The following is a 19,574-nucleotide window of genomic DNA, read 5'->3' as shown; positions in this document are numbered from 1 at the left end:
AGGCATATTCTCTACACCCCCGCACGTATTGCCTGTTACTGGGGGTAACAAGTGTGCACTAATCCCTTTATTGCTGTAACAAATTGAGGTTAGAATGCGGAGCTTGGAATTACGCTCCCGCTGAATTTTTATCTCCTTCGGCAAGGTGGCTCACAAATCCATAAAGTAACGAGCAAGCGATTCCGCCACGAGCGGAGCCTCCATAAACGCTTCAAAGAGACAGGTAATTTCGTTAGTTATGTTTTCATCTATCGCCAGGAAAATTTTCGGCAGCAAAAATGCCCGCGAAATTAAGCGCATGGGCAAAGTTGTCAAACGCATCAACGAACTGGAAGAGTCAATCAGCGCATTAGACGAAGCTGCTCTTAAAGCAAAAACGCAGGAGTTCCGTTCTCGAGTCGAAAAGGGAGAGACGCTTGATCATTTACTGCCGGAAGCCTTTGCGGTAGCTCGGGAAGCTGGCAAGCGCGTGATGGGGATGCGCCATTTCGACGTGCAGCTGATCGGTGGAATGGTGTTGCATGAAGGCAAGATCGCGGAGATGCGGACAGGGGAAGGTAAAACTCTGGTAGCAACACTTCCCGTTTATCTTAATGCCCTGTCTGGAAAGGGCGTGCACGTGGTTACCGTAAATGACTATCTGGCGCGTCGTGATGCGGACTGGATGAGGCCTCTTTACGAATATTTAGGGCTAAGCGTTGGCGTAGTGGTAAGCGGACAAGATGGCGAAACCAAACGCGCCGCCTATGCGTCGGACATTACTTACGGGACCAACAACGAATTCGGGTTCGACTACCTGCGCGACAACATGGCTTTCAGCCTGACGGATAAAGCGCAACGCGGCCAACACTTTGCGATTGTCGACGAGGTCGACTCCATCCTTATAGATGAAGCGCGGACACCATTAATAATCAGTGGCCCCGCTGAAGACAGCTCCGAGCTATATAGAAAAATCAACGAGCTGGTTCCCATGCTTAAGAAAGGCGAGCCGCCAGAAGAAGGACAACCTGTAGACGGTCACTTTACGGTCGATGAAAAAAGCCGTTCAGTGGAGCTTTCTGAGTCAGGGCATACCTATGTAGAGGATCTATTAACCAAGAATGGTTTGCTTGAAGAAGGCGACAGCCTTTACGCTGCGACAAACCTGGGCCTCCTGCATCATATTAGCTCCGCTCTGCGCGCCCACCACTTATATAACAAAGACGTCGACTACATTGTTCAAAATGGTCAAGTCGTGATCGTCGACGAGCACACTGGTAGAACTATGCCTGGGCGTCGCTGGGGGGAAGGTCTGCATCAGGCGATTGAAGCAAAAGAACACATTAAGATTCAGGCGGAAAGTCAGACGCTAGCCTCCACTACCTTCCAGAATTACTTCCGTTTATATGAAAAACTCGCCGGTATGACCGGTACTGCTGACACAGAGGCCTTTGAGTTCCGTCAGATCTACGGTCTGGACGTAATTGTCATTCCAACTAACAAACCGATTAAGCGTATTGATTACAATGACTTGGTTTACTTGTCCGTTGACGAGAAATTCCAGGCGGTTATAGACGACATCAAAGATACTGTGACGCAAAACCGCCCAGTGCTGGTTGGTACTGCCTCTATTGAGGCGTCTGAATACTTGGCGGCCATGCTGAAAAAAGAAGGCATCGCTCACAACGTCTTGAACGCGAAGCAGCATGAAAGGGAAGCGCATGTGATCGCACAAGCGGGACGCCCTGGCGCTGTCACTATCGCCACCAATATGGCGGGGCGCGGTACTGACATCGTATTGGGAGGGAATTGGGAGGCGGAAGTCGCTGAACTTAAAGACCCAACTCAGGAACAGATTGCCAAAATTAAAGCCGACTGGCAGAAGCGCCATGATCAGGTAATTGCGGCAGGCGGCCTGCACGTTGTTGGTTCTGAACGACATGAGTCCCGACGTATTGATAACCAGCTACGGGGGCGTTCGGGTCGCCAGGGCGACCCCGGCTCGACTCGTTTCTACTTATCTTTGGAAGATAACCTGATGCGTATTTTCGCCTCTGACCGGGTGAAAAATATTATGCAGGCATTAGGTATGCAGAAGGGCGAAGCGATTGAGCACCGTATGGTGAGCAACGCGATTGAAAAGGCCCAGCGTAAAGTGGAAGGCCGCAACTTTGATATCCGTAAATCTCTGCTTGAATATGACGATGTGGCGAATGATCAGCGCCACGTGGTTTATGAGCAGCGTAATGAGATCATGGCGACCGACGATATCTCGGAAATGATCGACGCCATTCGTGGCGATGTGGTCTCCGCTACAGTCAGCCAGTTCATTCCGCCACAAAGTTTGGCTGAGCAATGGAATGTTCCGGGACTGGAGAAACAGCTGGATTCAGATTTTGGCGTTGAGCTTCCCGTGCAGAAATGGCTTGATGAAGATAAGCGTCTACATGAAGAGACCCTGCGTGAAAAAATTCTGCAGGCTGTAGTCGAGGCTTATCGCGAGAAAGAAGAAGTGGTTGGCGCTTCGGTCATGCGCAATTTTGAGAAGCAAGTATTTCTGCAAGTACTGGATACCTTATGGAAAGAGCACCTTTCCAATATGGATTTACTGCGTATGGGAATTCACTTGCGTGGTTATGCGCAGAAAAATCCCAAGCAAGAATACAAGCGCGAAGCGTTTGAACTGTTCCAGAACATGCTGGACACGATCAAGCATGATGTCGTTCGGGTTATCTGCCATGTAAGAGTTCAGAAACAGGAAGAAATGGAAGAGCTTGAGCGTCGTCGTCGTGAAGCATTAGCGCAGCAAATGCAGCGCGCTCAAGCGACGCATCCTGAAGCGTCAGAAGAAAGCTCCGATGCAGAAGAGCAAGAGGCGCAGGGCCCGGATGCTCCTTATGTGCGCGATCACAAGAAAGTGGGACGTAATGAGGCGTGTCCTTGTGGTTCCGGCAAAAAGTATAAACAGTGTCATGGTCGCATGGAGTAATTGAGATGGCAGTGGGGCATGCGCCTTTACCAGTCTTCCACCCTGTCGCGGGCGTTCGCATTGGAGTCGGGTCCGCCGGAATTAAAAAGCCGGGACGTAAAGACCTGGTAGTGTTTGAGCTGTGTGAAGGGGCGCAAACCGCTGCTGTTTTTACTAGCAACGCTTTTTGTGCGGCTCCCGTGACGCTGGCTAAGCATCACTTGGCTGATGGCGCGCCTCGCTATTTGCTAATCAACACTGGTAACGCCAACGCGGGCACTGGACGGCCAGGCCTGGATAACGCCATGCGATGCTGTGAGGCGTTAGCGCAACTTGGCGAAGTGGCTTCCAGGCAAGTGTTGCCTTTTTCCACGGGAGTCATTGGCGAGCCTTTACCTGTGGATAAAGTCGTAGCGGGCTTGCCCAGCGCTTTGGGTAATCTGAGCGACAACGCTTGGGTGGAAGCCGCGCAAGGCATTATGACGACGGATACCCGACCTAAAGGCGCGACAGTGCGCCTGGATATCGGTGGTGTTGCGATTCACATCAGCGGCGTCAGTAAAGGCGCAGGAATGATCAAACCGAATATGGCCACCATGCTCGGTTTTGTCGCGACAGATGCGGATATCGAGCCGGAGTTGCTGCAACGTATGTTGACTGCGGCGGCGAATAAGTCTTTCAATCGCATCACCGTAGATGGAGACACTTCCACTAATGACGCCTGTGTACTGGTGGCGACAGGCCAGTCCGGCGCTCCCAGATTTACCCAGGAAAATGCTGAGCTGTGGCGGCCGTTTCAGGAAGCGCTTGATGACCTGATGCAGCGACTTGCTCATGCCATTGTCAGAGACGCGGAAGGCGCCACTAAATTTGTGGCGGTCAACGTTCAGGGCGCAGAGGGGCTCAGCGAAGCGCTTGATGTTGCTTACACCATTGCTCACTCCCCCTTGGTCAAGACTGCTTTATTTGCGAGCGATCCTAACTGGGGACGTATCTTGGCGGCGGTTGGCCGTGCTGGATTGCAGGATCTGGAGGTTGAGCGCATTAATATCTATCTCAATGAGGTATGTATTGTTGAAGGTGGAGCCAGGGCCACGTCATATACGGAAGAGGCTGGACAGGCCGTAATGGATCTTGAGGACATCACGATTCGGGTCGATCTGGGCCGTGGAGAAATAGAAGATACGGTTTGGACCTGCGATTTCTCTCATGAGTACGTCACCATCAATGCTGAATATCGAACCTGAACGCCCTGTTGAATTTTGCGGAGTCTGAGAATGAAAGCGGTTCATGTCGCCGTTGCGGTTATTCTTGATCAACAGAATAAGGTGTTGGTGGCGCGCAGGCCTGATCATCTGCATCAAGGAGGCCTTCTAGAGTTCCCTGGAGGCAAGGTGGAGCCCGGTGAAACGGTTCTGTCCGCATTGCAGCGTGAACTTTTTGAAGAAGTTGGCGTCCAAGTGGATATATCAGAGGACGCGACTCACCCACTGATCAAAATAGAGCACCACTATCCTGATAAACATGTGCTGTTGGATGTGTGGCGCGTATCCCGGTTTTCTGGCGAGGCTCTAGGTCGGGAAGGGCAGTATGTCGCTTGGCTGGACTTGAACGAGCTTGACCCCGAGGCGTTTCCCGCCGCCAATCGTGAGATCATTGAGGCGTTGCGGCAAGCCAATTAATGACTTGAGTGAGGAGTAGTGCGGATGGCTGAACTCACCCATCTTGATGACAAGGGCGCGGCGCATATGGTGGACGTTTCCGACAAGGAGACGACAACCCGGGTCGCACGAGCGGAGGCATTGATTCGAATGCAGCCGGAAACCCTGGCCATGATTACTGAAGGCCGCCATAAAAAAGGCGATGTCTTCGCCGTCGCTCGAATTGCGGGCATTCAGGCGGCGAAAAAAACCTCTGATCTGATTCCCCTGTGCCACAGCCTTAACTTGACGTCAGTGAAAGTAAACCTGGAGGCGGATGCAAGCGCTTCTGTCGTACGTATTGAGGCAATATGTAAGCTGGATGCAAAAACAGGTGTGGAGATGGAGGCGTTGACGGCGGCCAGTATTGCTGCGCTGACCCTTTATGATATGTGTAAAGCTGTAGATAAAGGGATGGTGATCGAGTCTGTGCGTTTGCTGGAGAAGCAAGGCGGACGTAGCGGGTGCTGGCGGGCTCAGGAGTAAGTCATGATTAAAGTATTGTTTTTCGCCAAACTACGGGAGCAGGTTGGCTGTTCTGAGATGGAGTTTCCCGCCTTGGATTCAGGGAGCAATATTGCGGCGCTTTTGGACGCCGTGGTGGCGCAGCTTCCAGAAGCGGAGCCTGCATTAAGGCAAGGGAATATTCTGGCGGCGATTAACCAGGAAATGGCGCCGCTCACTGCGGCTGTTGCTGATGGGGATGAAGTTGCATTCTTTCCGCCTGTAACTGGCGGTTGAAATCCTGTCGTGAGTAGTTCGCCGCCAGTCATGGCCGGGTTTGTTTCGGTCATGAAGGTGGCGTATAAATGGAGTTTGTAGTTATCAAGGGGGAGTGCGTTTCGCTATGTCTTCAGCCCGCCTGATTGACCGATTTGGCCGTGAAGTAAATTACGTACGGCTGTCTGTAACCGACCGATGCGACTTCCGTTGTGTGTATTGCATGGCGGAGGATATGACCTTCCTTCCCCGCGAACAGATTCTATCCTTGGAAGAGCTTTATGAGGTCGGCAAAGCCTTTGTTGAGCTGGGCGTCCGTAAGCTGCGTTTAACTGGGGGAGAACCTCTTGTTCGTCGCAACATTCTTGAGTTGGTGGATAAACTTGGTCGTTTGCAGGGGCTGCATGAGTTAACGCTGACCACCAATGGCTCACAGCTTGTCAAAATGGCGCAGGATCTCGGTAAAGCGGGCGTCAAGCGCATTAATGTCAGTCTTGACAGTTTAAATACGGCTCGCTTCAAAGAGTTGACTCGTACTGGCGACTTACAGCAGGTTCTGGCGGGAATCGAAGCCGCTAAAACCGCTGGCATTGAGCGTATCAAGCTCAATGCTGTGATCCTTCGCGGACGCAATGAAGATGAGCTGATGGACTTGGTGCGATATGCGCGGGCGCAAAAGCTGGATATCTCTTTCATTGAAGAAATGCCGCTGGGCGCAATCACCGAACATAATCGTCAACTTTCGTTTGTCTCCAGTGCAGAATTACGTGAGCGCATCAGTCAGGATTATGAACTGTTTCCCTGTAGTGAGAATACAGGGGGGCCCTCCCGTTATTACCGAATGTCCGATAGTGGTTCCAGAATTGGTTTCATTTCTCCTCATAGCCACAACTTCTGTCACTTGTGTAACCGTGTTCGGGTGACGGTGGAGGGACGCTTACTGCTGTGTCTGGGTAATGAACACTCCGTCGATTTGCGTGAAGTATTGCGCGGCAGGCCAGAGCAGCTTCACCAGACGATTGTCGACGCGATGGCGATTAAGCCTGAACGGCACTATTTTAATCTTGAGGAAGAGCCTCAGATTGTCCGCTTTATGAACATGACCGGCGGTTGACGCCAGTCTTGTGGGGTGGCTCATTGGCGTAACTTATTAACGCCATAGGCTGCGCCCATGAGTCTAAGTGTTGGGGTGGGGCGGCGCATCTGATAGAATTTCCGCCCCGCCAAGTTTTAGAGAGAGTATCGAGTGTCTGTCACCTATGTCGCCAGTTGCAAGCTGCCAACTCCCTTTGGTGTATTCGATATGCACGGATTCCAAGAAGTCGGAACGCAAAAGGAACATATTGCCCTGACCTTGGGAGATATTGGCGACGGAGCGCCTGTGTTGGCCCGCACTCATTCAGAGTGCCTGACCGGGGATGCTTTATTCAGTATGCGCTGCGATTGTGGTTATCAGCTGGATGAGGCCTTGCGCAGCATCGCCGCAGAGGGACGCGGGATATTGTTATATTTGCGTCAGGAAGGCCGTGGTATTGGCTTATTGAATAAGATACGCGCCTACAATCTTCAGGATCAGGGCGCTGACACAGTGGAAGCCAATGAGCAGCTGGGGTTCGCTGCAGACTTGCGTGATTACAGTATGTGCAAGCCGATGCTTTACCACTTGGGTATAAGCCGAATCCGTCTGATGACTAATAATCCTCGTAAAGTTGATTCGTTAACGAAGCTCGGGATTGAAGTGGTTGAGAGAGTGCCATTGGAAGTGGGAAGAAATCCGCATAATCGGAATTATCTGGCGACTAAAGCCGGTAAACTGGGGCACTTGCTGACTACCCATCAGGACGACGATTATGTTGTCGTCGCTAAATAACAACGACTAGATTTGGTTCTATCGGACGCAGGTATTTCGAAGAGAAAAGATAAACGGGGCGCTTTAAGCGCCCCGTTTGCGTTATTAGTCGCCGGTTCCCGTTTTGGGTGAAGTCAGACTCAGGCTCTGCAGGCGCTTTTGGATGGCTGCGGCGATGCCTTGTTTGTCCAGACCCGCCTCCTTATGAAGCTCGGAAGGTTTGCCATGCTCGATAAATACGTCAGGCAAGCCTAATTGCAATACGGGCATTGAGATGCCTTGAGACGCAAGATATTCGATAACGCCGCTACCCGCGCCGCCAAGTACGCAGTTTTCTTCCAGAGTCACCAACAAGTCATGGGTATTCGCCATCTCCAGGATCATGTTTTGATCAAGGGGTTTGATGAAGCGCATATCCACGACAGTAAAGTTATGTTCTTCCGCCACTTCCAGTGCTGCGGGCAGCAGTGCGCCAAAGTTGAGGATCACTGTCTGTGCGCCGCGGCGGCGCAAGTTGGCTTTTCCAATCTCCAGAGTCTCCAGACCAGGGCTGATTTCTGCGCCAGGCCCATTGCCCCTGGGGTAGCGGACGGCGGCGGGACCGGTGAACTTATAGCCGGTGGTCAGCATTTTTCGGGTTTCGTCCTCATCCGACGGCGCCATGATCACCATGTTGGGGATACAACGCAGGTAGGTCAGGTCAAAACTCCCTGCGTGTGTAGGGCCGTCTTCACCGACCAATCCGGCCCGGTCGATGGCGAATAGCACGTCCAGATTCTGAATGGCGACATCGTGAATGAGCTGGTCATACGCCCGTTGCAGAAAAGTGGAGTAAATGGCCACTACCGGTTTGGCTCCGTCGCACGCGAGGCCGGCAGCTAAAGTCACTGCATGTTGCTCGGCGATGGCGACATCGTAATAACGCTCAGGAAAGCGTTTGGAGAACTCAATAAGGTCAGAGCCTTCGCACATGGCGGGAGTTATGCCCACCAAGCTGGCGTCTTGTTCGGCCATGTCACACAGCCACTGCCCAAAGATATTCGAGTATCGTGGTTTTTTCGGCGCTTTGGCGGTGTCCTGAACCTTCGGTTTGGGTTCGATTTTATTAATGGCGTGATAGCCAATAGGGTCGCTTTCCGCATGAGCGAACCCTTTGCCTTTTTTGGTGACGACGTGCAGGAACTGAGGGCCGTTCAACTCCTTGATGTTGTTCAGAGTCTCTATCAGGCGAGGCAGGTCGTGCCCGTCAATGGGGCCGATGTAGTTAAAGCCCAGCTCCTCGAACAGGGTGCCGGGGGCGACCATGCCTTTGAAGTGTTCTTCCGTCTTGCGAGCCAGCTCCATCAGGCCCGGCGCGCCCTGAAGCACGCGTTTACCGCTGTCGCGCATCTGATTGTAGGTTTTGCTGGCCAGCAGGCGGGCGAAATAATTGGACAGACCACCAACATTGCGAGAAATCGACATGTCATTGTCGTTCAGAATCACCAGCAGGTCCGCCTTGGTGTCGGCGGCGTGGTTCAAAGCTTCGAACGCCATCCCCGCCGTCATGGCTCCATCGCCGATGACGGCGATGGCTTTCCGCGGCTGGTTCTGCATGCGTGCGGCGATAGCCATCCCCAGTGCGGCGCTGATGGATGTACTGGAATGCCCGACGCCAAAGGTGTCGTAGGGGCTTTCCTCGCGGCGCGGGAACGCGGCGAGGCCATCCTTTTGCCGGATAGTGAGCATTTGCTCACGGCGGCCTGTAAGGATTTTATGAGGGTAAGCCTGGTGACCTACGTCCCAAACCAGGCGGTCTTCCGGTGTATTGAAGGCGTAGTGCAAGGCTACTGTTAACTCCACTACACCCAGGCCTGCGCCAAAGTGGCCGCCGGATTGGCCTACGCTGTACAGCAAAAATGCACGTAGTTCGTGCGCCAACTGCAGGAGCTCTGCTTCATTCAGCAGACGCAGCTGGGCCGGAGAGTCGATTTTGTCGAGCAACGGCGTATTGGGCCGGTGCACTGGAATTTCTTGAAATACGTATGGTTTTTGCATTCTTGCAGTAGTTGTCGCTCGGTTCTAAGGGGTTAGCCGCCGGATCATAGCCTCGGACGCAAAAAGATTGCCTATAAAAGCAATCGGCTATTATAAGCGATGTTGTTGTGGAGAACACGGCCAATTGGCGATCAATGCGTGCGCTCGATCATGAAGCTGGCAAGATCCTGCAGTCGAGAGTTCTGCAATCCCAGCGCGTGCAGTTGCGCAAGGCCCTCTTCATACAGTTGGCGCGCTTTCTGTTTCGCTTGATCAAGGCCCAGCAGGGAGGTGTATGTGGGCTTGTTGCGCTCGGCGTCTTTCCCGGCGGTTTTGCCCAGTACGCTGGTGTCGCTTTCCACGTCTATGATGTCGTCGCGGACCTGGAACGCTAAACCAATAGCGCGAGCGAAACGTCGTAACCCCTCTATGCATTCAGCGTTAGCCCTTCCACTGGATAAGGCGCCCAGTACGATACTGGCTTCAATCAGCGCGCCCGTCTTTTCCAGATGCATACGCTCCAGCTCTTCGAGCTTGAGCGTATGGCCTTCGGAGTAGATATCGATAGCTTGTCCGCCCACCATGCCTTGATATCCGCTGGCGCGGGCGAGTTCTCGCACCATCTGCAGCAGACTCTCCGCTGAGACGCCAGAGGACTCGGTTAACACACTGAACGCTAGTGTCTGCAGGCCATCCCCGACCAAGATGGCGGTGGCTTCATCGTAAGCGATATGACAAGTGGGCTTGCCACGGCGCAGAGAGTCGTCGTCCATCGCCGGCAGATCGTCATGCACCAGTGAATAAGCGTGAATCAGCTCCACGGCGCAACAGGCGGAAAGCGCCTGTTGCGGATCGCCGCCCAGGGCTTCTGCCGTGGCGAGTAGTAATAAAGGCCGCACTCGCTTACCGCCGTTAAGCACACAGTAACGCATGGCCTCATTCAGCCTGGCCTTGGGGCCATCCGGTTCAGGAAGCAGGTTGGCGAGGGCTTGGTCGATCAGGGTGCGATTACGCTGGAAAAAGTCGTCGAGAGAATCAGTCTTCGGCGTCATTCTGGTCAAAAGGCTTGGTTAGCGGAGTTCCGCGCTCTTCAATCAACTGCTGAACCTTTTGTTCCGCAGTCTGCAGGGCGGTTTGACAGTGGCGAGTGAGTTGGACGCCCTCTTCAAAAGCGACCAGTGCTTCTTCCAGTTTAAGATCGCCTTGCTCCAGCTTTCTCACCAGGATTTCCAGACGCTGTAAAGCATCTTCAAAATCGGGCGTAGAGCCGCTGGCGGGTTGGCTGACATCAGAGTTGGCGTTTTTTTCAGTCATCGTATTCTTAGCCGGTTTTTGCGCAGAGCCACCCTACCTGAGAGCTGCGTCGTGGTCAATCGGTCGCCGTTAAAATTCAGCCGCGCTCCGCTTGCTGGAGCCTTTCCTTCAACAAAGTAACACCCGGATAAGTCAGCAGTTTTTAAATTCCTGTCTATACTTTGTGGAAGCCCGACGCGGTCTGTTTCAGTGTCGGCGTCCTCTGGGTTTATTCTGTACTGTCCACCCGTAAAGGAGCGTTTTGTGGATTTAGCTACGCTTTTGGGCCTCATCGGCGGTTTCGCGATCGTGGCGATGGCCATGATGTTAGGCGGCTCAATTGGAATGTTTATGGACGTGCCGTCGCTGCTCATTGTATTTGGCGGCACACTCTTGGTTGTTTTGATGAAGTTTTCGCTCGGTCAATTTTTGAGCGCGGGCAAGGTGGCGGCGAAGGCTTTTATGTTTAAGCTCGATAAGCCCGAAGATCTGATTGAACAAGTCGTTGAACTGGCGGATGCGGCCAGAAAGGGAGGGCTGCTTTCTCTGGAGGGTAAAGAAATTCCCAATGCGTTTTTATCTAAGGGCATACAACTCCTTATAGATGGCCATGACGGCGACGTCGTCAAAGCGCTGCTGACCAAAGACCGAAATCTCACTGTAGACAGGCACAAACAAGGATCGTCCGTATTCGGCGCGATGGGGGACGTCGCTCCCGCTATGGGCATGATCGGTACGCTGATTGGTCTGGTGGCGATGCTGTCGAATATGGATGATCCCAAATCTATTGGACCCGCGATGGCCGTTGCGCTGCTGACGACTTTATACGGCGCCATGCTGGCGAACATGGTGGCGATTCCGGTTGCGGATAAATTGAAGCTTAGAATGGGAGAGGAAGAGCAGATCAAGTCCATGATTATCGACGCTCTGCTGGCGATTCAGGCGGGACAAAATCCTCGCGTGATTGAGACCATGCTGCGCACCTATTTGCCGGAAGGTAAACGTCAGACTGAAGAAGCCTGACGGGAGTTGCGCCAATGAGTGACGAAGAAGAGCAAAAATGCGAATGCCCTCCCGGGCTGCCTGCCTGGATGGCGACTTTCGCCGACTTGATGTCTCTGTTGATGTGTTTCTTTGTACTGCTGTTGTCGTTCTCCGAGATGGATGCGCTCAAGTTCAAACGTCTGGCGGGATCTATGCGGGAGGCCTTCGGCGTACAGGCTATCGTTAATGTGGACAGTATCCCCAAGGGGACCAGCATCATCGCCCAGGAGTTCAGTCCTGGTAAGCCAGACCCGACTCCTTTACAGACCATCATGCAGCAAACCGAGATGGACCTGCCTAATCTCCAGCAGCTCTGTGAGCAGGAGGTGGCGGACGCGTTGAAGGAGGAGTGTCCCAAGGTCCAAGGGGAAGAACTCAGCGATATCGTGCTGGAAAAAATTAAGATGCTGGTGGAGGAAACTGAGAACGACGCCATCACTCTTGCGTCTGCTTTGGAGTCGGAGGTTCGCAACAATCAAGTGGAAGTGGAGACCCGGGGGCGCAAGATCGTCATTCGGGTGCAGGAAAAGGGATCGTTCAGCAGCGGCTCCGCTGATTTGAACCCGGAGTTTTATCCGGTCATAGATAAACTGGTGGAACTGCTGAAGTCGATGGAGGGGAGTATCGCTGTGGAAGGGCACTCGGACAGTATTCCCATTCGCACGGCCAGATTCCGCTCCAACTGGGACTTATCCGCCGCCCGGGCGTTGGAGGTGGCGCATGCGCTATTCGAATCAGGAGAGTTGAACCCTTCCCGTTTCAGTATCGCAGGTTATGCGGATACTAAACCGCTGGCGCCAAACGACTCCGCAGAAAATCGCGCTCGCAACCGGCGCGTAGAAATTATTCTACAGCAGCCCCTGGATGACGAAACCAAGAAGGAAATCAAACAGGCTAGAGACATCGCTCCAGGTATTCTGCCCAGTGACGAATCGGAAGAGTGGCAGGGCCTGTCTCCAGACGAAATATTCTGAGCGATTCGCTTTAATCTGGGGGAGAGCGTATAAATGGAAGTGACAAGGTGGGAGCTTAAGGCAGGAGGCGCATGAAGGTATTGATGTATGAGCGCGGGTGAGAATCTATGTCTGAGATAGCTGAAAGACGCCGCTTCTTTCGAATTAGCGATACCGTGGGTTTGGCGTATCGGTTGCTGCAACGGGGTGAGGCGACGGAGAAGGAGTCATCGGAATCCCATGTCAGCTCAGCCTCCTTGTTGAGCCTGGAAAACGACATATCCAAAGCGCTTGAGAGTATGCGCGCGGCGAATGCAGGGCTGGCTCACATGCTGGAGCTGTTCAATCGCAAGATCAACCTGGCGCTGACATTGGAAAACCGCAATGGCGACGCATGGTCGGAACCCAGGCGCGCCAGGCAGGTCAACCTCAGCGCCTGCGGGATTGCTTTTCCTGTGGAGGAGCGTTTGGATATTGGCTCGCTGCTACAGCTGCACATGATCTTATATCCCAGCAATATTTCCATGTCCCTGCGTGCGCTCGTTATCGCCTGTGACAAGCCCAGGGCGGATGACGAAGACAAAGACGGTTTTGTCCTGCGGGCGGATTTCACTGACATAGAAGAACAAAATCAGGAAATCCTGATCCAACATGTTCTCAAGTGTCAGACCCGTCATCTGCGGGAACGAAGAGAGGAGAAGGAAAGGAAAGGCTGATTTCGCTTTGGTATTCGCCTTTCTCGAAGGTTTTCTCCCACATCTGCGTGACGCCATCGGAATCGTGCAGCAACAGTGTACTGCTGCGGGTGCCATAGTCCTTCGACTTGATAAAAGCGGAGGATAGCAACCTTTCTACGTCAACTCCCACGCCGGTATCGGGCAACAGGTAGTCCGGCGCAATAGCGTCATCCGCCAGTAACGCCCAGAGCTCATCCTGATCAGGCCCTGCAATCGCCGCGGAGAATCGACGCTTGCCCGCAGTCAGTTTCGGCCAGGGCGTATTCAGAAATCCATTGCTTAAACCGTATATGCCCGGCGTTAAACGCTGATATTGCGGTTCTTTGCGGTTACTGAAATAAGCCAGGGTGGAGTCGGCAAGCATCATCAGATTAAAACCGCCATAAGATTGACTGGTCGGCGTCAGAGCGGCGGCGAAATCATCCACGGATAATTCAGACTCCAGAAAGTTCCTGACCAAGGCTCCTCGCGACAGTTGCGCCGCTTCCCGGGGGCCGGAGCGGTGATTGGTGATGGCGGCGAAACGGCCGTTGGTCGTCGCGCCCATCCAGGTTCCGCCTTCCTGTAGATCGCGTCCAGCGTAGATGCGGGGACGCTCCGGCCATTGCGACAGAGGCTGGGTGGGACGGGCGTAGAACTCGTCGCGATTGGCGGCGACAACCAGCGGAAACCGAGGGTTCGCTTGGTAAGCGACAAATAGTAGGCACATAGGCTTGCTCCCAGACGTGCGTGGAATTCGAAAAGCACAGAGTCCTTAATTTATGTATCATACCACCTTCTTTATACGGGGCTCCGGCCGGAGTGGCCTGATCTTATTTGGGGGCGAAATGGTATTCCTGGCGTATTTGGCATTGGGCGCGCTAGCGGGAGTGTTGGCCGGATTATTCGGCATCGGCGGCGGACTGATCATTGTCCCTGCTTTGATTTTCAGCTTCGAACTGCAAGGCGTGGCCCCAAGCGTCGCCACTCACTTGGCTGTCGGCACATCTCTGGCGACAATCATCTTCACCTCTATTAATTCGATTCGCACGCATCACCAGAAGCAAGGGGTGAATTGGAGCGTATTTCGTCCCATGGCGATTGGACTGATGGTCGGCGCCGTGCTGGGAGCCCAGACTGCTTCGTTGATGCCTGCGGCGCAGTTGAAACTGGTTATCGGGATTTTCGCCATCGTTATTGGCGTGCAGATGGCGCTGGCGTTGAAGCCGAAGCCGCATCGAAGTCTGCCTGGGAATGGCGTCCTGGTCGGCGTGGGCGGCGGCATCGGTTGGGCGTCCGCCATATTCGGCATTGGCGGCGGCTCTCTGTCGGTGCCTTATCTGACATGGTGCAATGTGCGCATGCAGCAGGCGGTGGGCACCTCCGCCGCATGTGGCCTGCCTATCGCACTCATGGGCGCCGCCACTAATATTTGGGAAGGGTGGGGCGAAGCCGCGTTGCCGGAACTGAGTCTGGGGTTTGTTTACTTGCCAGCCTTGGTTGGCATTGCGATAACCAGCATGCCATTCGCGATTTTGGGCGCCAAGTTGGCTCATCGCCTGCCCGGGGATGTGCTTAAACGAATTTTCTCAGTGCTGCTGTTTGTTGTGGGCGGCCGATTTCTATATCAAGCGTGGGGACAATTGTGACAGAGCGTTGGTTTGACTATCCGAATATCGATCCAGTGGCCTTTTCCGTCGGGCCGCTGAGCGTGCACTGGTATGGTTTGATGTATCTGCTGGGCTTCGCCGCAGCCTGGATGCTGGGTAAACATCGTTCGCATCAGCCGCATGCGCCCATGAAGGAGCATCAGGTTGCTGACCTGATATTCTGGTGCGCGCTTGGCGTTGTGCTGGGCGGACGCGTTGGCTACGTCATTTTCTATAATTTCGAGCAATTTCTGGATGATCCAATCTGGTTGTTTGAAGTCTGGACGGGGGGGATGTCTTTTCATGGCGGACTGATCGGCGTGATTGTCGCTATGTGGGCTTATGGCCGTTCATTAGGACTTTCCTTCTTCCAGGTGGCGGATTTTGTGGCTCCGCTGGTGCCAATCGGTCTGGGCGCAGGACGCATGGGTAACTTTATCGGCGGGGAGCTATGGGGCAGGGCGTCTGATGTCCCTTGGGCCATGGTGTTCCCGCGCGACCCATCGCACTTGGCGCGTCATCCTTCCCAGCTTTATCAGTTCGCCCTGGAAGGCGTCGCTCTGTTTTTGATCCTGTGGTTCTATTCCGCCAAACCCCGCCCGCGCATGACTGTCTCCGGCCTTTTCCTGTTGTGCTACGGCTGCTTCCGCTTCCTGGTGGAATTTGTGCGCGAACCCGATGCGCAGTTAGGTTATCTGGCGTGGGACTGGCTGACCATGGGACAGGTTTTATCAACCCCGATGATTGTGATTGGGGTGGCTTTCATTATTTATGGCCGCACCGTGTATGGGGCGGAAGCAAAAGCGGCGCGGAGTTAGTAGACGTCATATGAAACAGTATCTCGACATGATGCGCCATGTGCGCGAGCAAGGGGCCGTAAAAACGGACCGCACTGGCACCGGCACCCGTAGCGTATTCGGTTATCAGATGCGCTTCGATTTGCAGCAGGGGTTTCCCCTGGTGACCACCAAGAAGCTGCACTTGCGTTCGATCATTTATGAATTGCTGTGGTTTCTGAACGGCGACACCAATATCAAGTACCTGAAGGACAATGGCGTCAGTATCTGGGACGAGTGGGCGGATGAAAGCGGCGACTTAGGGCCTGTTTATGGCTATCAGTGGCGTAGCTGGCCGGCGCCGAACGGCGAGCATATCGATCAGATTTCCAATGTGCTGGCGCAGATCAAACGCAATCCGGACTCCCGCCGTCATATGGTGGTGGCGTATAATCCCGCGTTTGTAGATCAGATGGCGCTGCCTCCCTGTCACGCGATGTTCCAGTTCTATGTGGCGGAAGGACGCTTGTCCTGCCAGCTGTATCAGCGCAGCGCCGATATTTTCCTGGGAGTGCCTTTTAATATCGCCAGCTATGCACTGTTGACGCATATGTTTGCGCAGCAGTGCGATCTGGAGGTGGGAGATTTCATCTGGACCGGTGGCGATGTGCACCTGTACAACAATCATCTGGATCAGGCGGATGAGCAACTAAACCGCGAACCACGTCCGCTGCCGCAATTGCAGATTCGTCGCAAGCCTGCGTCGCTGTTTGAATATGAGTTTGAAGACTTTGAGATCACGGGATACGACCCGCACCCTCATATTAAAGCGCCGGTAGCAGTGTAAGGAGCGAAGATATGAGCGCAGTTTTATCAATCGTTGTCGCCCGTGCTGAGAATGGCGCTATCGGCGTTGAAAATACCTTGCCCTGGCGTTTATCCAATGACCTGCAGTATTTCAAGCGAGTCACGATGGGTAAGCCGATTATTATGGGGCGCAAGACCTTCGATTCGATCGGACGTCCGTTGCCAGGCAGAACCAACATCGTGGTGACCCGCAATAAAGACTGGCGTCATGAAGGCGTCAGCGTGGCGCATTCTCTGGAAGAGGCGGTATCTCTGGCGGGGCGGGAGCCGGTGGAAGAAGTCATGCTGATTGGCGGCGCCGAATTGTACAGGCAGGGGCTGGCGGCGGCGCAGCGTATTTATCTGACGGAGGTGAAGACGTCCGTGCAGGGCGATGCGTTCTTCCCGGTGCTGGACTCCGCTGACTGGCGTGAAACCTCTCGTGAGGCGCATCCAGCGGATGATAAAAACCAGTATCCTCATGATTTTGTTATATTTGAACGGGCATAACGCTTTAGCCCATGCTCCCCATCGATCACATTATTCCTGAGCTTCTAACCACCCTGGAAGCTCACTCCACGGTACTGTTGCAGGCCCCGCCAGGGGCCGGTAAGACTACACGGGTTCCGCTGGCGCTGCTGGATTCATCCTGGCGCACTGACCGCAAAATTCTGATGCTTGAGCCGCGTCGGCTGGCGGCGCGCTCCGCCGCCCGTTTTATGGCGAAACAACTGGGAGAGCCAGTTGGACGGCGGGTCGGCTATCGCACACGCCAGGATACTAAAGTCTCCGCCGATACCCGTATAGAAGTGGTGACGGAAGGCATTTTAACCCGCCTGATTCAATCTGATCCCGCCCTGGAAGACTATGCAGCAGTGCTGTTCGACGAATTTCACGAGCGCTCTCTGCAGGCTGACCTGGGCTTGGCCTTGGTGCGTGAGAGCCAGCAGGCGCTGCGGGAAGATTTGCGAGTGCTGGTCATGTCCGCGACCTTGGATACCGCGCCCTTGGCCAAGCTGCTGGAAAACGCGCCAGTACTGACCAGCGAAGGGCGCGCCTATCCCGTGGAGGTGCGTTATCGTCCTTTGCAGCGTGAACAGCGACCAGTGGAAAAAACCGTTGCGGTAGTGCTAGAGGCGCTGGCGGAAGAAGGCGGCTCGCTGCTGGTGTTTTTACCCGGAGTGGGCGAGATTCGACGGGTCCATGACGCCTTGGCGGAGCATTTGCCAGGCGGGGTGCGTTTAGCGCCGTTGTACGGCAACCTCAAAGGGGAAGAGCAGGATCAGGCGATTTTGCCTTGCGGGGAGGGCGAACGAAAGGTGGTTCTCGCTACGGCCATTGCGGAAACCAGCTTGACTATTGAAGGCGTGCGTGTGGTGGTTGACGCGGGCCTGCAGCGGCGTGCGGTCTTTGACGCCAATAGCGGAATGACCCGTCTCACGACGGGCAGAGTGTCGAAGGCGTCGGCGGAACAACGCAAAGGTCGCGCCGGAAGACTGGAGCCCGGTGTCTGTTATCGCCTCTGGTCAGAGACGGAACAGCAGGGGTTGGCGCCTTTTACCCCGGCGGAAATGCTGGAAGCGGATCTGGCGCCGTTGGTGTTGGAACTGGCCCAGTGGGGCGCGCGCCACCCGCAGGATTTGGTCTGGTTGGATCAACCTCCAGCGGCGCACTGGCGTCAAGCCGTCAGCACCCTGCGGTGGCTGGATGCGCTGGACGAAGATGGGGCGATCACTCCTCACGGGGAAAGCCTGCGTGAATTCGGCATACATCCCCGTCTGGCGCATATGGTTGTAATGGGGAAGGCAATAGGCGGACCCGTCCTGGCGGCTGAAATCGCTGCGCTCTTGGGAGAGCGGGATCTGTTAGGGCGTGATGCCGGCGCGGATCTGCAACAGCGAGTGCGGGCCTTGCGCGGTGAGTTCAGAGGCGCGGGGCTGGATCGTCGTCGTTTGGAGAGCGTACGTCAAGACGCACGCAGACTGACCAATGGCAATGCCAGGGATGAACTCGGGCTTGACGCGGTCGGTCGTTTACTGGCGCTCGCATACCCAGACCGCATCGCCCGGCGGCGCCCTGGTTCAAGTCCCCGTTATCAGCTCAGCAACGGGCGTGGGGCGGCGTTGGCGGAAGAAGACCCGCTGGGGCGGGAAACTTGGCTGGTGGCGGCCGATCTTGATGGTCAGGCGCGAGAGTCCCGAATATATCTGGCGGCTGCTCTGAGTCCTGGCGATTTTGAGCTGGATCTGAGCGCCCATATCGTCACGGAAGATCAGGCGGACTGGGATGATCAGCGAGGAACGGTGGTAGCGCGTCGAGTTAAACGACTAGGCGCGTTGATTCTGGAAGAGCGACCCGTTGCGGTGAGTCGAGAGCTGATCCGGGAGGCGTTGTTGACCGCCGTGCGCCGCAAAGGCCTGGATAGTCTGCCATGGAGCGATGCTGCGCGGCAGTGGCGTGCGCGCGTCAGCCTGATGCGTAAACAGCAGCCTGATACATGGCCAGACCTTAGCGATGATGCTCTGTTGGCGGAGCTGGAAAACTGGCTTGGCCCTTTCCTCAATGGCGTCTCAAACTGGGCGGGACTACAAAAACTGGACTTGCTGTCCGCCCTGAAAACATTGATGGAGTACGCCGCGCAACAAGCTCTCGACGCTCTGGCGCCGGTTGCGTTGACGATTCCAACCGGGCAAAAAGTGACGCTGGATTATCTGACGGAGAATGGTCCGGTGCTGGCGGCCAAACTGCAGGCGCTGTTCGGTTGGACAGAAACGCCACGAGTGGCCAGTGGGCGAGTACCTGTGGTGATTCACTTGTTGTCGCCTTCACAAAGACCGCTGGCGGTGACCAGTGACTTAGCCAGTTTCTGGCGCAACAGCTACCCGGATGTGCGTAAAGACATGCGCGGCCGCTATCCCAAACATCCCTGGCCGGAAGACCCCCTGACGGCGGAAGCCAAGCAAGGAACGAAGAAACAGCAGTTCTGATACGCTCATCAAGGCGAGTATGCGTTAAACGGAATGAATGAACTCTTCAAGGAGGGTAAAGCCAGCGCGGACACTTAG

The 19,574-nt window shown here is 54.6% G+C and carries 19 protein-coding genes; 15 read left to right on the top strand and 4 right to left on the bottom strand.

Annotated features, from left to right (window positions below; all coding sequences use genetic code 11):
• The first annotated feature begins 238 nt into the window (after window positions 1-238).
• From secA to ribA, 7 genes are all read left to right on the top strand, one after another.
• Window positions 239-2,968, top strand: a complete 2,730-nt coding sequence (secA, locus tag AC2IBB_RS28950; protein WP_486330144.1) for a preprotein translocase subunit SecA — start codon at window positions 239-241, stop codon at window positions 2,966-2,968.
• Between the two features lie 5 nt (window positions 2,969-2,973).
• On the top strand, window positions 2,974-4,194 hold the full coding sequence (gene argJ / locus AC2IBB_RS28945; RefSeq protein ID WP_486330143.1) for a bifunctional glutamate N-acetyltransferase/amino-acid acetyltransferase ArgJ: 1,221 nt from the start codon (window positions 2,974-2,976) through the stop codon (window positions 4,192-4,194).
• A 30-nt stretch (window positions 4,195-4,224) separates the two neighbouring features.
• Window positions 4,225-4,629 (top strand): 8-oxo-dGTP diphosphatase MutT, encoded by a 405-nt coding sequence (gene mutT / locus AC2IBB_RS28940; RefSeq protein ID WP_486330142.1) that lies wholly within the window; start codon window positions 4,225-4,227, stop codon window positions 4,627-4,629.
• A gap of 24 nt (window positions 4,630-4,653) precedes the next feature.
• Entirely contained in the window at window positions 4,654-5,133 is a 480-nt protein-coding gene (gene moaC, locus AC2IBB_RS28935) for a cyclic pyranopterin monophosphate synthase MoaC (protein ID WP_486330141.1), read from the top strand.
• 3 nt (window positions 5,134-5,136) lie between these two features.
• The gene (gene moaD, locus AC2IBB_RS28930) at window positions 5,137-5,388 is read left to right on the top strand and encodes a molybdopterin converting factor subunit 1 (protein WP_486330140.1); all 252 of its coding nucleotides are present in this window, start codon (window positions 5,137-5,139) and stop codon (window positions 5,386-5,388) included.
• A gap of 106 nt (window positions 5,389-5,494) precedes the next feature.
• Window positions 5,495-6,481, top strand: coding sequence for a GTP 3',8-cyclase MoaA (moaA, locus tag AC2IBB_RS28925; protein WP_486330139.1), 987 nt, complete (start codon window positions 5,495-5,497; stop codon window positions 6,479-6,481).
• Window positions 6,482-6,613: 132 nt separating this feature from the next.
• Window positions 6,614-7,237: a GTP cyclohydrolase II gene (gene ribA / locus AC2IBB_RS28920; protein WP_486330138.1), complete on the top strand. Its 624-nt coding sequence runs from the start codon at window positions 6,614-6,616 to the stop codon at window positions 7,235-7,237.
• Window positions 7,238-7,321: 84 nt separating this feature from the next.
• Here ribA and dxs read toward each other — a convergent pair whose 3' ends face one another.
• The 3 genes from dxs to AC2IBB_RS28905 form a co-directional block, all read right to left on the bottom strand.
• Window positions 7,322-9,253: a 1-deoxy-D-xylulose-5-phosphate synthase gene (gene dxs / locus AC2IBB_RS28915; protein WP_486330137.1), complete on the bottom strand. Its 1,932-nt coding sequence runs from the start codon at window positions 9,251-9,253 to the stop codon at window positions 7,322-7,324.
• Between the two features lie 131 nt (window positions 9,254-9,384).
• Window positions 9,385-10,284, bottom strand: coding sequence for a polyprenyl synthetase family protein (locus tag AC2IBB_RS28910; RefSeq protein ID WP_486330136.1), 900 nt, complete (start codon window positions 10,282-10,284; stop codon window positions 9,385-9,387).
• Window positions 10,268-10,546, bottom strand: coding sequence for an exodeoxyribonuclease VII small subunit (locus tag AC2IBB_RS28905; protein ID WP_486330135.1), 279 nt, complete (start codon window positions 10,544-10,546; stop codon window positions 10,268-10,270). The genes AC2IBB_RS28910 and AC2IBB_RS28905 overlap by 17 nt, the downstream gene beginning before the upstream one ends.
• 243 nt (window positions 10,547-10,789) lie before the next feature.
• Between AC2IBB_RS28905 and pomA the strand changes: the two genes are divergently transcribed.
• The 3 genes from pomA to AC2IBB_RS28890 all read left to right on the top strand — a co-directional run bounded on the left by pomA (window position 10,790) and on the right by AC2IBB_RS28890 (window position 13,238).
• Window positions 10,790-11,548 (top strand): flagellar motor protein PomA, encoded by a 759-nt coding sequence (pomA, locus tag AC2IBB_RS28900; RefSeq protein ID WP_486330134.1) that lies wholly within the window; start codon window positions 10,790-10,792, stop codon window positions 11,546-11,548.
• A gap of 14 nt (window positions 11,549-11,562) precedes the next feature.
• The gene (locus AC2IBB_RS28895; protein WP_486330133.1) at window positions 11,563-12,543 is read left to right on the top strand and encodes a flagellar motor protein MotB; all 981 of its coding nucleotides are present in this window, start codon (window positions 11,563-11,565) and stop codon (window positions 12,541-12,543) included.
• A gap of 107 nt (window positions 12,544-12,650) precedes the next feature.
• Window positions 12,651-13,238 (top strand): PilZ domain-containing protein, encoded by a 588-nt coding sequence (locus AC2IBB_RS28890; protein ID WP_486330132.1) that lies wholly within the window; start codon window positions 12,651-12,653, stop codon window positions 13,236-13,238.
• On the opposite strand, the gene AC2IBB_RS28885 is transcribed toward AC2IBB_RS28890, so the two are convergent.
• A complete protein-coding gene (locus AC2IBB_RS28885) occupies window positions 13,180-13,968 on the bottom strand; it encodes an NRDE family protein (protein WP_486330131.1) in 789 nt (262 codons plus the stop codon). The two genes, AC2IBB_RS28890 and AC2IBB_RS28885, sit on opposite strands and share 59 nt — an antisense overlap.
• Before the next feature lie 118 nt (window positions 13,969-14,086).
• Here AC2IBB_RS28885 and AC2IBB_RS28880 point away from each other — a divergent pair, with 118 nt between their 5' ends.
• From AC2IBB_RS28880 to hrpB, 5 genes are read left to right on the top strand one after another with little or no spacing between them, the layout of a single operon-like run.
• Window positions 14,087-14,887 carry a sulfite exporter TauE/SafE family protein gene (locus AC2IBB_RS28880; protein ID WP_486334006.1) on the top strand — a complete coding sequence of 267 codons (801 nt, stop codon included), beginning with the start codon at window positions 14,087-14,089 and terminating at the stop codon, window positions 14,885-14,887.
• Window positions 14,884-15,705, top strand: a complete 822-nt coding sequence (gene lgt, locus AC2IBB_RS28875; RefSeq protein ID WP_486330130.1) for a prolipoprotein diacylglyceryl transferase — start codon at window positions 14,884-14,886, stop codon at window positions 15,703-15,705. The genes AC2IBB_RS28880 and lgt overlap by 4 nt, the downstream gene beginning before the upstream one ends.
• A 10-nt stretch (window positions 15,706-15,715) precedes the next feature.
• Window positions 15,716-16,510 carry a thymidylate synthase gene (gene thyA / locus AC2IBB_RS28870; RefSeq protein WP_486330129.1) on the top strand — a complete coding sequence of 265 codons (795 nt, stop codon included), beginning with the start codon at window positions 15,716-15,718 and terminating at the stop codon, window positions 16,508-16,510.
• Window positions 16,511-16,521: 11 nt separating this feature from the next.
• A complete protein-coding gene (locus AC2IBB_RS28865) occupies window positions 16,522-17,019 on the top strand; it encodes a dihydrofolate reductase (protein WP_486330128.1) in 498 nt (165 codons plus the stop codon).
• Window positions 17,020-17,030: 11 nt separating this feature from the next.
• Complete coding sequence (gene hrpB / locus AC2IBB_RS28860) at window positions 17,031-19,496, top strand: ATP-dependent helicase HrpB (protein ID WP_486330127.1); 2,466 nt, start codon at window positions 17,031-17,033, stop codon at window positions 19,494-19,496.
• Window positions 19,497-19,574 lie beyond the last annotated feature (78 nt).

It is taken from the genome of Hahella sp. NS-SX17 (assembly GCF_057367735.1).
The sequence above is the reverse complement of the archived record's forward strand: the minus strand, read 5'-3'. Positions and strand labels throughout refer to the sequence as shown.

What these genes read in the sequence shown, in the direction of transcription:
- secA (WP_486330144.1), top strand. Translation starts at nt 239, where the DNA reads ATGTTTTCATCTATCGCCAGGAAAATTTTCGGCAGCAAAAATGCCCGC.
- argJ (WP_486330143.1), top strand. Translation starts at nt 2,974, where the DNA reads ATGGCAGTGGGGCATGCGCCTTTACCAGTCTTCCACCCTGTCGCGGGC.
- mutT (WP_486330142.1), top strand. Translation starts at nt 4,225, where the DNA reads ATGAAAGCGGTTCATGTCGCCGTTGCGGTTATTCTTGATCAACAGAAT.
- moaC (WP_486330141.1), top strand. Translation starts at nt 4,654, where the DNA reads ATGGCTGAACTCACCCATCTTGATGACAAGGGCGCGGCGCATATGGTG.
- moaD (WP_486330140.1), top strand. Translation starts at nt 5,137, where the DNA reads ATGATTAAAGTATTGTTTTTCGCCAAACTACGGGAGCAGGTTGGCTGT.
- moaA (WP_486330139.1), top strand. Translation starts at nt 5,495, where the DNA reads ATGTCTTCAGCCCGCCTGATTGACCGATTTGGCCGTGAAGTAAATTAC.
- dxs (WP_486330137.1), bottom strand. Translation starts at nt 9,253, where the DNA reads ATGCAAAAACCATACGTATTTCAAGAAATTCCAGTGCACCGGCCCAAT.
- AC2IBB_RS28910 (WP_486330136.1), bottom strand. Translation starts at nt 10,284, where the DNA reads ATGACGCCGAAGACTGATTCTCTCGACGACTTTTTCCAGCGTAATCGC.
- AC2IBB_RS28905 (WP_486330135.1), bottom strand. Translation starts at nt 10,546, where the DNA reads ATGACTGAAAAAAACGCCAACTCTGATGTCAGCCAACCCGCCAGCGGC.
- AC2IBB_RS28895 (WP_486330133.1), top strand. Translation starts at nt 11,563, where the DNA reads ATGAGTGACGAAGAAGAGCAAAAATGCGAATGCCCTCCCGGGCTGCCT.
- AC2IBB_RS28890 (WP_486330132.1), top strand. Translation starts at nt 12,651, where the DNA reads ATGTCTGAGATAGCTGAAAGACGCCGCTTCTTTCGAATTAGCGATACC.
- AC2IBB_RS28885 (WP_486330131.1), bottom strand. Translation starts at nt 13,968, where the DNA reads ATGTGCCTACTATTTGTCGCTTACCAAGCGAACCCTCGGTTTCCGCTG.
- AC2IBB_RS28880 (WP_486334006.1), top strand. Translation starts at nt 14,087, where the DNA reads ATGGTATTCCTGGCGTATTTGGCATTGGGCGCGCTAGCGGGAGTGTTG.
- thyA (WP_486330129.1), top strand. Translation starts at nt 15,716, where the DNA reads ATGAAACAGTATCTCGACATGATGCGCCATGTGCGCGAGCAAGGGGCC.
- AC2IBB_RS28865 (WP_486330128.1), top strand. Translation starts at nt 16,522, where the DNA reads ATGAGCGCAGTTTTATCAATCGTTGTCGCCCGTGCTGAGAATGGCGCT.
- hrpB (WP_486330127.1), top strand. Translation starts at nt 17,031, where the DNA reads ATGCTCCCCATCGATCACATTATTCCTGAGCTTCTAACCACCCTGGAA.